The organism is Lentzea terrae (genome assembly GCF_003265345.1).
Classification (GTDB): domain Bacteria; phylum Actinomycetota; class Actinomycetes; order Mycobacteriales; family Pseudonocardiaceae; genus Lentzea; species Lentzea terrae.
The window spans coordinates 124,506-137,604 of record NZ_QFWW01000032.1; the positions used below are offsets into that span (position 1 = coordinate 124,506).

At 70.9% G+C, this 13,099-nt stretch carries 14 protein-coding genes and 1 pseudogene; 6 read left to right on the top strand and 9 right to left on the bottom strand.

Annotation, left to right across the window (positions count from 1 at the left end; genetic code table 11):
- Window positions 1–2: 2 nt before the first annotated feature.
- From DI276_RS40525 to DI276_RS40535, 3 genes are all read right to left on the bottom strand, one after another.
- Window positions 3–341: a sporulation protein gene (locus DI276_RS40525; protein WP_112273867.1), complete on the bottom strand. Its 339-nt coding sequence runs from the start codon at window positions 339–341 to the stop codon at window positions 3–5.
- A gap of 90 nt (window positions 342–431) precedes the next feature.
- Window positions 432–1,517: an acetate/propionate family kinase gene (locus tag DI276_RS40530; protein WP_112274079.1), complete on the bottom strand. Its 1,086-nt coding sequence runs from the start codon at window positions 1,515–1,517 to the stop codon at window positions 432–434.
- Entirely contained in the window at window positions 1,514–3,844 is a 2,331-nt protein-coding gene (locus DI276_RS40535) for a phosphoketolase family protein (protein ID WP_232837253.1), read from the bottom strand. Before DI276_RS40535 ends, DI276_RS40530 begins: the two co-directional genes overlap by 4 nt.
- A 153-nt stretch (window positions 3,845–3,997) precedes the next feature.
- Between DI276_RS40535 and DI276_RS40540 the strand changes: the two genes are divergently transcribed.
- Window positions 3,998–4,300: an HPF/RaiA family ribosome-associated protein gene (locus DI276_RS40540; RefSeq protein WP_112273872.1), complete on the top strand. Its 303-nt coding sequence runs from the start codon at window positions 3,998–4,000 to the stop codon at window positions 4,298–4,300.
- Between the two features lie 59 nt (window positions 4,301–4,359).
- Here the strand turns inward: DI276_RS40540 and DI276_RS40545 are convergent, their stop codons facing one another.
- Window positions 4,360–4,809, bottom strand: a complete 450-nt coding sequence (locus DI276_RS40545; protein WP_157985279.1) for a universal stress protein — start codon at window positions 4,807–4,809, stop codon at window positions 4,360–4,362.
- A gap of 127 nt (window positions 4,810–4,936) precedes the next feature.
- Here DI276_RS40545 and DI276_RS40550 point away from each other — a divergent pair, with 127 nt between their 5' ends.
- A complete protein-coding gene (locus DI276_RS40550; RefSeq protein WP_112273876.1) occupies window positions 4,937–5,440 on the top strand; it encodes a universal stress protein in 504 nt (167 codons plus the stop codon).
- Between the two features lie 455 nt (window positions 5,441–5,895).
- Window positions 5,896–8,460: a cation-translocating P-type ATPase gene (locus DI276_RS40560; RefSeq protein ID WP_112273880.1), complete on the top strand. Its 2,565-nt coding sequence runs from the start codon at window positions 5,896–5,898 to the stop codon at window positions 8,458–8,460.
- On the opposite strand, the gene DI276_RS40565 is transcribed toward DI276_RS40560, so the two are convergent.
- Window positions 8,447–8,710: a hypothetical protein gene (locus DI276_RS40565; RefSeq protein WP_112273883.1), complete on the bottom strand. Its 264-nt coding sequence runs from the start codon at window positions 8,708–8,710 to the stop codon at window positions 8,447–8,449. The genes DI276_RS40560 and DI276_RS40565 overlap by 14 nt on opposite strands.
- Before the next feature lie 288 nt (window positions 8,711–8,998).
- Here DI276_RS40565 and DI276_RS40570 point away from each other — a divergent pair, with 288 nt between their 5' ends.
- Genes DI276_RS40570 through DI276_RS40580 form a run of 3 tightly spaced genes read left to right on the top strand, consistent with a single transcriptional unit; the run spans window position 8,999 to window position 11,825 of the window.
- Window positions 8,999–10,390, top strand: coding sequence for an MBL fold metallo-hydrolase (locus DI276_RS40570; protein WP_112274081.1), 1,392 nt, complete (start codon window positions 8,999–9,001; stop codon window positions 10,388–10,390).
- The gene (locus DI276_RS40575; protein ID WP_112273885.1) at window positions 10,387–10,962 is read left to right on the top strand and encodes a rhodanese-like domain-containing protein; all 576 of its coding nucleotides are present in this window, start codon (window positions 10,387–10,389) and stop codon (window positions 10,960–10,962) included. The genes DI276_RS40570 and DI276_RS40575 overlap by 4 nt, the downstream gene beginning before the upstream one ends.
- A gap of 5 nt (window positions 10,963–10,967) precedes the next feature.
- Window positions 10,968–11,825: a sulfite exporter TauE/SafE family protein gene (locus DI276_RS40580; RefSeq protein WP_112274083.1), complete on the top strand. Its 858-nt coding sequence runs from the start codon at window positions 10,968–10,970 to the stop codon at window positions 11,823–11,825.
- A gap of 16 nt (window positions 11,826–11,841) precedes the next feature.
- On the opposite strand, the gene DI276_RS53165 is transcribed toward DI276_RS40580, so the two are convergent.
- The 4 genes and pseudogenes from DI276_RS53165 to trxA form a co-directional block, all read right to left on the bottom strand.
- Window positions 11,842–12,054 (bottom strand): DUF2202 domain-containing protein, encoded by a 213-nt coding sequence (locus DI276_RS53165; RefSeq protein ID WP_157985280.1) that lies wholly within the window; start codon window positions 12,052–12,054, stop codon window positions 11,842–11,844.
- A 70-nt stretch (window positions 12,055–12,124) separates the two neighbouring features.
- Window positions 12,125–12,226, bottom strand: a pseudogene (locus DI276_RS53530) (hypothetical protein); the annotation flags it as partial.
- A gap of 49 nt (window positions 12,227–12,275) precedes the next feature.
- Entirely contained in the window at window positions 12,276–12,674 is a 399-nt protein-coding gene (locus DI276_RS40595; RefSeq protein WP_112273889.1) for a DUF302 domain-containing protein, read from the bottom strand.
- Between the two features lie 14 nt (window positions 12,675–12,688).
- Window positions 12,689–13,048 carry a thioredoxin gene (gene trxA / locus DI276_RS40600; RefSeq protein ID WP_112273891.1) on the bottom strand — a complete coding sequence of 120 codons (360 nt, stop codon included), beginning with the start codon at window positions 13,046–13,048 and terminating at the stop codon, window positions 12,689–12,691.
- Between the last annotated feature and the right edge of the window lie 51 nt (window positions 13,049–13,099).

A 13,099-nucleotide genomic window follows, 5' to 3' on the forward strand; every position in this document is an offset into this window, starting at 1 on the left:
GCTCAGTCCTTCTGCCGCGGCCGGAGAACGCGCGCCACGACCAGGAGCGCGGCGACGGCCATCGAGCCGGCGACGGCGATCAGCCGGTTCACGTCGACCGCGGGCTTCCAGTGCAGCTCGCCGTGGTCGATGACGTAGGCACCCGCCGGCTTCGCGGTGAGGCCGAAGCCTCCGCCCTCGCCCTCCTGGCCCTTCTCGTCCCGTCCGGTGCCGCCGCCCGCGCCGCCCGCGATGGTGGCGGCGGCGATCACGGTGATCCCGTCCCGTTCGACGGGCTCGGCGTAGACGGTGCGCGCCTCCAGCGAGTCCTTGGTCCTGCCGATGATCTCGTCGATCTTCATCGTCGCTCCCTTCGACGTCGGACTGACGCCTCCAGCCTCGGCGGTGGCACCGCGGCCGGACAGGGGCGCAGGTCCTCGCGCCGGTGAGCCTCAAGCCACTGGGCCGTGGCCCAGCGCGGCACGGGTCTGTCCGGCGATCTCCAGGTCTTCCCTGGCCTCGACGACCCACACTCCGACAGCCGACCCGTCCCGGCTGATCCGTCCCGTCCCGGTGTTGCGGTCCGCGTCCACGCCGATGCCGAGGAACTCCAGCCCGGCGGCGGCGTCGGCACGCAGCTCGGCGTCGTGCTCACCCACGCCGCCGGTGAAGACCAGCAGGTCGATCCCGCCAAGTGACGCGGCCATCGCGGCGATCCCCTGACGCAGCCGGTGCACGTACACCTCGATCGCGAGCACCGCCCGCCGGTCGCCGGCCGCTGCGGCTCGGCGCACGTCGCGCAGGTCGCCGCCGGCTCCGGACAGGCCCGCGAGGCCCGCGTGGTGCTCCAGACCGTCCTCCAGCTCGTCGAGGGACAGCCCCGCCCGTTGCAGCCACACCAGCAGACCGGGATCGACGTCACCGCTGCGGGTCGCCATCACCAGGCCCGCCAGGGGAGTGAAGCCCATCGTCGTGTCCACCGAACGTCCACTCGCGACAGCCGCGAGCGACGCCCCGGCGCCGAGGTGGCAGCTGACCACGCGGCCGTCCGGCGTGCCGGCCAGCTCGGCCGCGCGCCGGGAGGCGTAGGAGTGCGACAGCCCGTGGAATCCGTACCTGCGCAACTCCCACTTGCGTTGCCACGCCGCGGGTACGGCATAAGTCGTCGCGGCAGCCGGCATCGTGGTGTGGAACGCCGTGTCGAAGCACGCGACGTGCGGGACCGCGGGCAGCAGCTCTCGGGCGGCGTCGATGCCGGCCAGCGCACGGGGTTGGTGCAACGGGGCGAGCGCGGTGAGGGCCTCGATCTCGTCGCGCACCTCGTCGTCGATCACGGTCGCGCTGGTGAAGGCGGATCCGCCGTGCACGACCCGGTGCCCGGCCGCGTCCACGGCGGGGGCGTGGCCGAGGAAGTCCCGCAGCGGACCGGTGTCTCCCTGCCAGCGCTCGACGTGGTGCTCGGCGAGGACGGTGCCGTCGTCGCCGAGCACACCGAGCTTCAGGCTGGAGGAGCCCGCGTTCACCACGAGAACGTTCACTGCCAGGTCCACTCGCGGATCTCGGGCAGGTCCTCGCCGTGCTCGCGGATCCAGGCGTGGTGGCGGGCGCGCTGGTCCTGCATGAGCTGCCGCAGCCGGGCCGCCTTCGGGCCGAGTCCCGGCACCCGGTCGACCACGTCCATCACCAGCCGGTAGCGGTCCATGTCGTTGAGCACCAGCATGTCGAACGGCGTGGTCGTGGTGCCTTCTTCCTTGTAGCCGCGGACGTGCAGGTTGTGGTGGTTGGTGCGGCGGTAGGTCAGGCGGTGGATCAGCCACGGGTAGCCGTGGTAGGCGAAGAGAACCGGCCGGTCTGCGGTGAACAGGGCGTCGAACTCGCGGTCCGGCATGCCGTGCGGGTGCTCGGTGTCCGGTTGCAGGCGCATCAGGTCCACCACGTTCACCAGGCGCACTCGGAGAGTCGGCAGGTGTTCGCGCAACAGGCGAGCCGCGGCGAGCATCTCGACAGTGGGCGCGTCACCCGCGCAGGCGAGCACGACGTCGGGCTCACTGACGCCGTCGTCCGTGCTGGCCCACTCCCAGATGCCCGCGCCGCGCGCGCAGTGCAGGATCGCCTCGTCGACGTCGAGCCAGTCCGGTGTCTCGTTCTTGCCGGCGACGATGACGTTGACGTAGTCCTTGCTGCGCAGGCAGTGGTCGGCGACCGCGAGCAGGGTGTTGGTGTCCGGTGGCAGGTAGACGCGGACGACTTCGGCCTTCTTGTTCATGACGTGGTCGATGAAGCCGGGGTCCTGGTGGGAGAAGCCGTTGTGGTCCTGGCGCCAGACGTGCGAGCTGAGCAGGTAGTTCAGCGACGCGACGGGCCTGCGCCATTCCAGCTTCTTGCTCGTCTTGAGCCACTTGGCGTGCTGGTTGAACATCGAGTCGACGATGTGGATGAACGCCTCGTAGCAGTTGAACAGTCCGTGCCGGCCGCTGAGCAGGTAGCCCTCCAGCATGCCCTGGCAGAGGTGCTCGGACAGCACCTCGATCACCCGGCCGTCGTGGGTGAGGTGCTCGTCCACGGGCAACGTCTGCGCCTGCCACTGCTTCCCTGTGACCTCGAACAGCGCACCGAGCCGGTTGGAGGCGGTCTCGTCCGGGCCGAAGACGCGGAAGTTCCGCCTGTCGGCGTTGAGCGTCACGACGTCGCGCAGCATCCGGCCGAGCACCCTCGTCGGCTCGGAGTGCGTGGTGCCGTGCTTGCTCACCTCGACCGCGTGGGCTCGGACACCGGGCATCTTCAACTCCCGCAACAACAGTCCGCCGTTGGCGTGCGGCGTCGCGCCCATGCGGCGAGTTCCCTCAGGTGCGAGGGCGACGAGTTCCGGTCGTGGCGCACCGTTGTCGTCGAACAGCTCGGCGGGCCGGTAGCTGCGCAACCACTGCTCCAACTGCCGCAGATGGTCAGGGTTGTCCCGCACACCGGCCAGCGGCACCTGGTGCGCGCGCCAGGTGTTCTCCACCGGCACGCCGTCCACTTCGGACGGACCGGTCCAGCCCTTCGGGCTGCGCAGCACGATCATCGGCCAGAGCGGCCGGTCCTGCGTGCTCTTGATCCGCCTGATCTCGTCGACGACCTGGTCGAGAACCTCGGCCATTCGCGCGTGCATCGCGGTCGGCTCGTCACCCTCGACGTAGAAGGGCGCGTAGCCGTAGCCGCGCAGCAACGCGTCGAGCTCCTCGTGCGGGATCCTGGCCAGCAATGCCGGGTTGGCGATCTTGTAGCCGTTGAGGTGAAGGATCGGCAGCACCACGCCGTCCCGCTGCGGGTTGAGGAACTTGCCGGCGTGCCAGCTGGCCGCGAGCGGCCCGGTCTCCGCCTCGCCGTCGCCGACCACGCACGCCACGATCAGATCGGGGTTGTCGAGCGCGGCACCGAACGCGTGCGCGAGCGAGTACCCCAGCTCACCGCCCTCGTGGATGGAGCCGGGCACCTCGGGCGCCACGTGGCTCGGCACGCCGCCGGGGAAGGAGAACTGCCGGAACAGCCGGTGCATGCCTTCCGCGTCGCGCGGCACGTCCGGATGAGTTTCGGTGTAGCTGCCCTCCAGCCACGTGTTGGCGAGCAGCGCGGGGCCGCCGTGACCGGGTCCGGTGACGAACAGGACGTCGAGGTCGCGCTCTTTGATGACGCGGTTGAGGTGGGCGTAGACGAAGTTCAGGCCAGGCGTTGTGCCCCAGTGACCGAGCAGTCTCGGCTTGATGTGCTCCGGCACCAGCGGTTCGCTCAGCAACGGGTTGTCCATGAGGTAGATCTGGCCGGCGGAAAGGTAGTTCGCGGCTCGCCAGTACGCGTCGACCAGCGACAGGTCGGCGTGGGACATCTCGCACTCCTCTGCTCGGTGTGCTTTCACGATGCTGACCTGATCGATCAGGGAACAGGGACCCAGGTCCCTGCCCGCACGGCCCCTTGGCACCTGTCGCGGGGTGATCGAGTTCGGCGACAGTGCACGCATCAGGACCGACGGAGGTGTTCGATGAAGCACGCAGGCGCGACCGAGATCGGCAACGTCGTGGTGGAGCTCGGTGAGCGGGTACCCGCGGAGGCCAGGCAGTACGCCCACGACAAGATCGCCCCGCTCAGCCGCTACGCGCCCGCACCGGTGCAGTTCGCACGAGCGCGGCTGACCCGTCCGGGCCCGCGCACGATCGCGGTGCAGGTGAACCTGGACGTGAACGGCACGTCGTTGCCCGCGCAGGCCGAGGCTGCCACGTTCGCCGAGGCGATCGACGAGGTGCACGACCAGCTGCACACCCGTCTGCTGAAGATGCACAACTGACCAACCACGACGAAGGGCGCTTCCCACCTGGGGAAGCGCCCTTCGTCGTGCACAGAGGTCTAGCTCGGCACCGCGCGAGGTGGGATCACGACGACCGGGCATTCGGCGTGCTTGAGGCAGTGCGCGGTGACGCTGCCGAGGATCGCTCCCACCAGGGCGTTGTGCCCGCGGGTGCCCAGCACGAGCAGATCGGCGTGCCGCGAGGCGCGCACGAGCGCGTCCTTCGCCTGGCCCACCACGGTGGTCTCGACGACATCGGGTGCCGCCGGGACCTCGGCCCGCATGTCCAGCACCGCGAAGTGCAGCTCCTGTGCCGGATGCCGCTGCGGCTTCTCCCGGTACGGGTGCACGCCCATCGAGGTCGCCGGCACGAAGGCGTCCTCGCGTTGCCAGGCCAGCACGGCCTCCACCTGGGCCCCGGTCCACATGGCCTCTTTCAACGCCCACTTCAGCGCGGCGCGGGAGGATGCCGAGCCGTCCACTCCCACCATGATCACTCGTCGCTTCATCAGTTCTCCCATCGCTCCCCACGAGCGTCCGGCACCACCGGAGCCGTTCGGCAGGGACCAATGGCACGACGCGGGCGAGCCCATCCGCCCTGCCTGGCCCCTCACGCCGCCCGCGACGCTGGACGACATGAGCGACTCAGAACAGAAGCCCGTCGTCGTCGGTGTGGACGGGTCACCCTCTGCCCAGGCCGCGCTGCGCTGGGCCGCCGACGAAGCCCGCCGCCGAGGTGTCCCGCTCGCGGTGATCTCGGCCTGGTACCGGGAGCCCGGCATCATCATCGGACCGCTGCCCGCCGAGATCGGGATGGAGCTGACCCCCGAACGCCTCGAAGCCGCCCAGCACGCCGTGCTGAACCACGCCGTCAAGGACGTCACCGACGTCGAACTGCGCACGGTGGTGGTGCACGGCGATCCGCGCACGGAGCTCACCAGCGCCTCCGCCAACGCCGAGCTGCTCGTCGTCGGCAACCGCGGCCACGGGCCGATCGTCGAGGCGATCCTCGGCTCGGTCAGCTCTTACTGCGTTCACCACGCCCAGTGCCCGGTCGTGGTGGTGAAGGAACCCCGGCCGCCACGGGAAGAGCACGCCGAGGTGCCCCGTCCTCCGCTCACTCCGGGACCGTTGTTGTGAGGCGGCCGATGACGGCGGCTTGACCTGGGCTGACGCCGCCGTCGTTGGCAGGCACCTGGCGGTGCGTGAGCACGCGGAACCCGTTGTTGTGCAGGCCACCACGGCGTCCGCGAGACCGTTGTGGAACCGCGCCGCGATCACCGCGAGGTCGACCCGGCGCGCCGGTCCGCGACGAGCGCCCGCAGCAGGTCCTCGCCGCACAGCACGAGATCGTCCACAGCTGCCGGACAACCGTCCGAAGTGGACGGATCGCCGCAACAGTTTGGGTTGCTCCCATTTATGGCTGCCATGAACGGCCAGCTAAGCGCCGTGTCGGACCATTATGTCCGCTACTGGACAGCTGTGTCCGAAATTCGCGCCAGATGGAAATTCGCGGAATTGACGGGGCCTTGGTCCTGATCCGGCGAGGACGTCACGCCCTGTGCGCCCCGTGCCGCCTCGGCTGGGATGAAAGCATGACTCTCGCAAGCACAGGACTGTCTTCGGCGGAAGCGGCGAGGCGACTGCGGGTCGACGGCCCGAACGTGCTGCCGCGAGCACGCCGGCGGCATCCCCTGCTGTTGCTGGTGGAGCAGCTGATCCACTTCTTCGCGTTGATGCTGTGGGTGGCGGCGCTGTTCGCGCTGCTCGCCGGCATGCCCGCGCTGGCCGTGGCGATCGTGGTCGTGGTGGTCCTGAACGGCGTGTTCGCGTTCGCCCAGGAGTACCGGGCCGACCGGGCCGCGCAGCGGTTGCGCGACCTGATGCCGCTGCGCGCGATGGTGCGCAGGGACGGGCATCCCCATCACGTGGACGCGTCGGAGCTCGTCGTAGGTGATGAGCTCCTGCTGGAGGCGGGGTCACGGGTCTGCGCAGACGGTGAGGTGCTCACCGCCTCGGGGCTCGCCGTCGACGAGTCGATGCTGACCGGCGAGAGCGTTCCGATGAGACCGGTTGCGGGACAGCAGGTTCACGCGGGCACGTACGTGGCCGAGGGCGAGGCGACGGTGCTGGTGACCGCGATCGGCGGGCACACGGAACTCGCGGGCATCGCCGCGCTGACCCAGGACGCGAAGCCGCCGCGCAGCCCGCTCGCCGGGCAGTTGCACCGCGTCGTCGTGGTCCTCGCGCTGCTCGCGACCGCCGTGGGCGCGGCGTTCTTCGGCGTCAGCCTTCTGCTCGGACTGCCGCTCACCGAGGGTTTCTTGTTCGCGGTCGGTGTCACGGTCGCGCTCGTGCCGGAAGGGCTGCTGCCGACCGTGACGCTGTCGCTGGCCCGTGCCGCGCAGACGATGGCGAGCCGCAAGGCGTTGGTGCGCCGGCTCGACGCGGTGGAGACGCTGGGCGCGACGACGTTCATCTGCACGGACAAGACCGGCACGCTGACCCGCAACGAGATGTCGGTCGTGCACGTATGGACACCCGCCGGTGAGGTGAGCGTGCACGGCAACGGCTACGAGCCCGTCGGCACCGTGGAAGGTGCACCCGCCGCGGTGGACGGGGTGCGTGCGTTGGCGGCCAGCGCCAAGCGGTGTTCTCCCCGCGCCCACGTACGGCTTCAGGACGAGCGGTGGCTCCCGGTCGGCGACCCGATGGAGGTCGCGCTGCACGTGCTCGCCGGACGCGTCGGCGTCGACGGTCCGTCGGCCGACGCCGTGCGGTTCCCGTTCGACCCCCGGCGCCGCCGATCGTCCGTTGTGGATTCCGACGGCGTGCACGTGACCGGTGCCCCGGAGACCGTCCTGCCCCGGTGTCTGCCGGTGCACGGGGCTGAGGACGCGATCGCCACATTGGCGGTGCGGGGCCTCCGCGTGCTCGCGGTGGCGGGCCGGCCCGCGCGGCCGGGCGACGAGAAGTCCTGGGAGAACGCCGAACGGGACCTGGAGCTGCTCGGCCTGGTGGGTCTGCAGGATCCGCCCCGCGACGACGTGGCAGAGGCGATCGCCTCGTGCCGGTCGGCGGGCATCCGCATCGCCATGATCACCGGTGACCACCCCGCCACCGCGCGCGCGATCGCCGACCAGGTCGGCCTGCGCGGTCCCGACCAGCTCGTGGTGGAGGGGGCGGAGCTGCCCGCCGATCTCGACGAGCTCGGCGCGCTGCTCGACCGCGACGGCGTCGTCGTCGCCCGCGTGACACCGGAGGACAAGCTGCGCATCGCCAAGGCGTTGCAGCGCAAGGGACACGTGGTGGCCATGACCGGCGACGGCGTGAACGACGGCCCTGCCCTGCGCGCGGCGGACATCGGCGTCGCGATGGGAGCGTCCGGCACCGACGTGGCGCGCGAGGCGGCCGACCTCGTGCTGCTCGACGACCACTTCGGCACCATCGTCGGCGCGGTCGAGCTGGGCCGCGCCACCTTCGCCAACATCCGCCGCTTCCTGACCTACCACCTCACCGACAACGTCGCCGAGCTGACGCCGTTCGTGGTGTGGGCGTTGTCCGGGGGCACGATCCCGCTCGCGATCACCGTCCTGCAGGTCCTCGCCCTGGACATCGGCACGGACCTGCTGCCCGCGCTCGCCCTCGGTGCCGAGCCGCCGAACTCCCGCACCATGCGAGGCCGTCTGCGCACCGGCTCACTGATCGACGCCTCGCTGATGCGGCGGGTGTTCGGCGTGCTCGGCCCCGCGGAAGCCGCGGTGTCGATGGCCGCGTTCGTCGTGGTGCTCCTCGCGGGCGGCTGGCGGCTGGGCGCCACCCCCGACGCGGCACTGCTCGCGACCGCGTCCGGCACCGCGTTCACCGCCATCGTGCTCGGTCAGCTGGCCAACGCCTACGCGTGCCGCAGTGCGGCCCGTCCCGTGATGAAGAAACGGCTGCGGGGCAACAGGTTGCTGCTGTGGGCGGTGGCGTTCGAACTCGCCGTCCTGATCGTGTTCCTGTTCGTGCCACCACTTCCCGGCTTGCTCGGCGGGCACGCCCCCTCGGCACTGGGCTGGGTGCTCGCAGCCGCCACGGTGCCCGCCGTGCTGCTGGCGGACACGGCCGCGAAGGCCCTGCAGGCCCGCAAGCACGCGCGGTTGCTCACAGATGGCTGAGCAGCCCGGCGACCTCGCCGGGGTGCGCGGCCGGGCTGGTGGACCTGATGCCGTTGCTCCAGCCGAGGTCCTCACGCCAGCGCAGCACGGGACCTCGCTCGGTGACCACCTCGCCGCACCTGGGGCGCGACGGCGAGAGCTCCAGGACGACCTGCGCGACGTCGATGCCCTCACGTGCAAGCCTGTTGACGACCTCATCGAAGTAGCGGGTGAGAGCGACCGGGGTGCGGGCCGCGCTGGTGTGGTGCACTGCAGGCCTCCTGTGGGCTGGACGAACGCCCACACTCTCCGTCGCCTGGAGCAACCGTCCCAGGGGCCAAGGTCCCGTTGTGACAGGGACCGGTCGGCCTTCGCCCCGGTGAGGCGGCGAACCCGGTCTCGCTCGGCAGCGTACCGAGGTGCGACGTCCCACATACCCCCGGGGGTAGTTGCCGGAAGGTCGCGGCGAGTCGTATGGTGGAGTCGTAGGTACCCCCAGGGGTATGTGGGAGTGATGGGAATTCCATTGGTTCCCAAGGGATCTGACACAGGGATGATCATGACGGTAGAAGTTGAGGTCGTGGCGACCTCGTCGCTGGGTGACCGGAGCTACCTGGCACACGACGGACAGGTGGCGGTGGTGGTCGATCCGCAGCGCGACATCGACCGGGTGGTGGCGCTGGCGGGCCGGCGCGGCGTGCGCATCACGCACGTCGTGGAGACCCACCTGCACAACGACTACGTGTCCGGCGGACTGGCGCTGGCCAGGCTGACCGGCGCGGTGTACGCGGTGGCGGCGGCGGACCACGTCGGGTTCGACCGGTTACCGGTGCGCGACGGGGACGAGATCGCGCTGTCCGGCCAGATGTGGCTGACTGTGGTGGCCACGCCAGGCCACACGTTCCACCACGTGTCGTACGTGTTGCACGGCCCGGACGGGCCGATCGGTGTGTTCACCGGTGGTTCGCTGTTGTTCGGCACGACCGGCCGGACGGACCTGCTCGGCAACCAGCACGCCGACACGTTGGCGCGTCACCAGCACGCCTCGGTGCGACGGCTCGCCGACCTGGTGCCGGACGGTGCACAGGTGTGGCCGACGCACGGGTTCGGCAGCTTCTGCTCGGCGACCCAGGCGGACGCGCCGTCCTCGACGATCGGCAGGGAGAAGACCGCGAACCCGGCGCTGCGGCTGGAGACACACGACTTCGTCGTGCAGGTGCTGGCCGGGCTGGACGCGTATCCCGCGTACTACGCCCACATGGGCGTGCGGAACGCCGAGGGGGCGGAACTGGTCGATCTCACACCGGTCCGGATCGCCGACGCGGCAGAGCTGCGCGGCCGGATCGACGCCCAGGAGTGGGTGGTGGATCTGCGCTCCCGCAAGGCGTTCGCCCACCGGCACCTGACCGGCACGCTGAGCTTCGGGCTGGACGGTCCGATGTCCACCTGGCTGGGCTGGATGGCGCCGTGGGGCGCTCCCATCACGTTGCTGGGCGAGTCCGCCGAGCAGGTGGCCGAGGCGCAGCGCGAGCTGGCGCGGATCGGGATCGACCGGCCCGCGGCCGCGGCGACCGGCGCGCCGGAGCAGTGGGCCGACGACGACAGCCGGCTGGGTGAGCTGGCCGTGGCCACGTTCGCGGACCTCGCCGCGACACGGGCAGGGCGTCCGCCGCACGGGTTGCCTCCCGCCGACGTGCTGCTGGACGTGCGGATGGGCGGTGAATGGCAGCAGGGCCACCTCGACGGCGCGCTGCACATCCCGTTGCCCGATCTGCCGGAGCGGGTGGCGGACGTGCCCGGCGGTGTCGTGTGGGTGCACTGCCAGTCCGGCTACCGGGCCTCCATCGCGGCGAGTGTGCTCGCCCGCGCGGGCCGTGTCGTGGTGCACGTCGACGACGACTTCGACACCGCCCGGCACGCCGGTCTGGTCGTGGCGGGGGAGCAGCGGTGAGCGCTCCGGTGACACTGGACGTCGCGGAGCTCCGGCGGCTGGTCGAGTCCGGGACGGGCCCGCGGCTGATCGACGTGCGCACCCCCGGTGAGTTCGAGGCCGCGCACATCCCCGGTGCCTACAACGTGCCGCTGGACCTGCTGCGCGAGCACCGCGACGAGCTGCGCCGCCACCTGGACGAGCAGGTGGTGCTGGTCTGCCGGTCCGGACAGCGGGCAGGGCAGGCCGAGCAGGCGTTGACGGCGGCCGGCCTGCCCAACCTCCGGCTGCTGGCCGGTGGGATGACGGCCTGGCAGGCGGAGGGAGGCCCGGTGCGGCACGGGAAGCCGCGCTGGGACCTCGAACGCCAGGTCCGGTTGGTGGCGGGAGCGATCGTGGTGAGCGCGGTGCTCGCCGGGGTCTTCGTCCCGCCCGTCACGTGGCTCGCGGGTCTGGTGGGTGCAGGGCTGGTCGTGGCCGCGCTGAGCAACACCTGCCTGCTCGGACTGCTGCTGGCGAAGTTGCCGTACAACCGCGGCCCTCGCACCACCGTCGAGGCCGTGGTCGCCGCGCTGGGTGACGGAAGAGGGTGAGCGGGATGATCGTGCTCACGCTGCTCGCCGCGGTCCTCGTCGGAGTGGCTCTGGCGGTGCTCGGCGGCGGGGGGTCGATCCTGACCGTGCCGATCCTGGTCTACCTCGCCGGTCAGGATCCCAAGCAGGCGATCGCGATGTCGTTGTTCGTCGTGGGTGTCACCAGTGCTGTTGGTGCCGTGTCGCACGCACGGGCAGGGCGGGTGCGCTGGCGCACGGGACTGGTGTTCGGCGCCGCGGGCATGGCCGGGGCGTACGGCGGCGGCCGGCTCGCGCAGTTCGTCCCCGGCACGTGGCTGCTGGCAGGCTTCGCGTTGATGATGATCGCGACCGCGGTGGCGATGATCCGCGGACGCCGTGAGGGCGGCAAGGCGACGCCGCACGGAGAACTGCCGATCGGACGTGTCGTCGCCGAGGGCGTCGTGGTGGGTCTGGTCACCGGTCTGGTCGGTGCGGGCGGCGGTTTCCTCGTGGTGCCCGCGCTCGCGTTGCTGGGAGGACTGCCCATGGCGGTCGCGGTCGGCACGTCCCTCGTGGTGATCGCGATGAAGTCCGTCGCCGGACTGGCGGGCTACCTGGCGACCGTCCACATCGACTGGACGCTCGCCGCGCTGGTCACCGCGGCCGCGGTGGCGGGCAGCCTGGCGGGCGGCAGGCTGGCCGGGCGGATCCCGGAAACGGTGCTGCGCAAGGGGTTCGGCTGGTTCGTCCTCGTGATGGGCGGCTTCGTGCTGGCTCAGCAGCTGCCGGTCCTGTACTCCGTAGGCGCGGCGGTGCTGGCCGCCGCAGGCGGTGGCGTGTGGCTCGTGCACCGCAAGCACCGCAAGGATCACAGGGTGACAGCAGGTGGCGGCCCCGAGTAGGGCCGCCACCCTTGCCTCACCGGTTGAGCCACCGGTCGAACGCGGTCAGGTGGTGCTGCGATGCGGTCAGCAGGTGGCCGTAGACGCGCTGAACGTCGGGCGCGCTGAGGCCGTCGAGCGACTGGCGCAGCAGCGAGATGTCCGCCGTTTCCACCGTGCGGCCGGCTTCGAGCGCGGCGTCCTGGCTGCCGGATCCCTTGGCCAGCAGCTGGTCGTAGGTCGCCTGCACGGCCGGGGGTGGTGAAGCGACCAGGCGCCTGGTTCGCGGTGGGATCGGTGATCCCGTGGCGGGTCATCAGGGTCCGGACCGCCTCGAGGTGCGTGGTCTCCGCCGCGGCGATGCGGTCGAAGATCTGCAGGTCGTAGCGGTCGGCGAACGCGGGGAGCTCGTGGCCGCGCACGGCGGCACCGTCACGGCCACGTCCAGCGCCGAGGGCACCGCCTTCACCATCAGCGTGCCGTGGTGACCAGCGAGTCCAGGGCGGCCTGGATCCGCTGGCCGGCCTCCTCGGCGATCGGGCGCAGTTCCTCGCGCTCCGGCACCTCGGCGATCAGGGCGGGATCCAGCGCCTGGACCAGCGTGTGGTCGCCGTCGGCGCGGACGACGACGTTGCACGGGAGCAGAAGGCCGATCGTCCGGTCGACTTCAAGTGCCCTGTGTGCCAACGGCGGGTTGCACGCGCCGAGAATCACGTACGGCTCCACTTCGGCGCCGAGCTTCTCGCGCATGGTCGCCCGGACGTCGATCTCGGTCAGCACACCGAAACCCTGTTCCTTCAACGCCGCGCGGACGGCCGGGACCGCGTCCTCGTAGGGCAGGTCGAGTGTGATGGTCAGGTCGTACTTCACGGTATGGCTCCTTTTCAGCGGCGTGGCCGGGCGGCGGCACGCACCTGGTCCATGTCGAGCGCGCCGACCTGGGTGATCAGTTCCTCGAGGGCGGCCGCGGGGAGTGCGCCGGGCTGCGCGTAGACGACGACTCCGTCGCGCACGACCATCAGCGTCGGGATCGACGAGATGCCGAACGTTCGCGCCAGGTCGGTCTCGGACTCGGTGTTCACCTTGCCGAACGTGATGTCGCCGTGCCGGAGCGCGGCCTGCTCGAAGACCGGCGCGAACATCCTGCACGGGCCGCACCACGACGCCCAGAAGTCGACCAGGACAGTGCCGGGCCGGCCCACGACCTCGGTGAAGTTGGACTTGGTCAGCTCAACGACCGCCATGAGGCTCTCCTCTCGTCAGGTACCCCAGGGGGTATCTGTTCCAACGTCGTT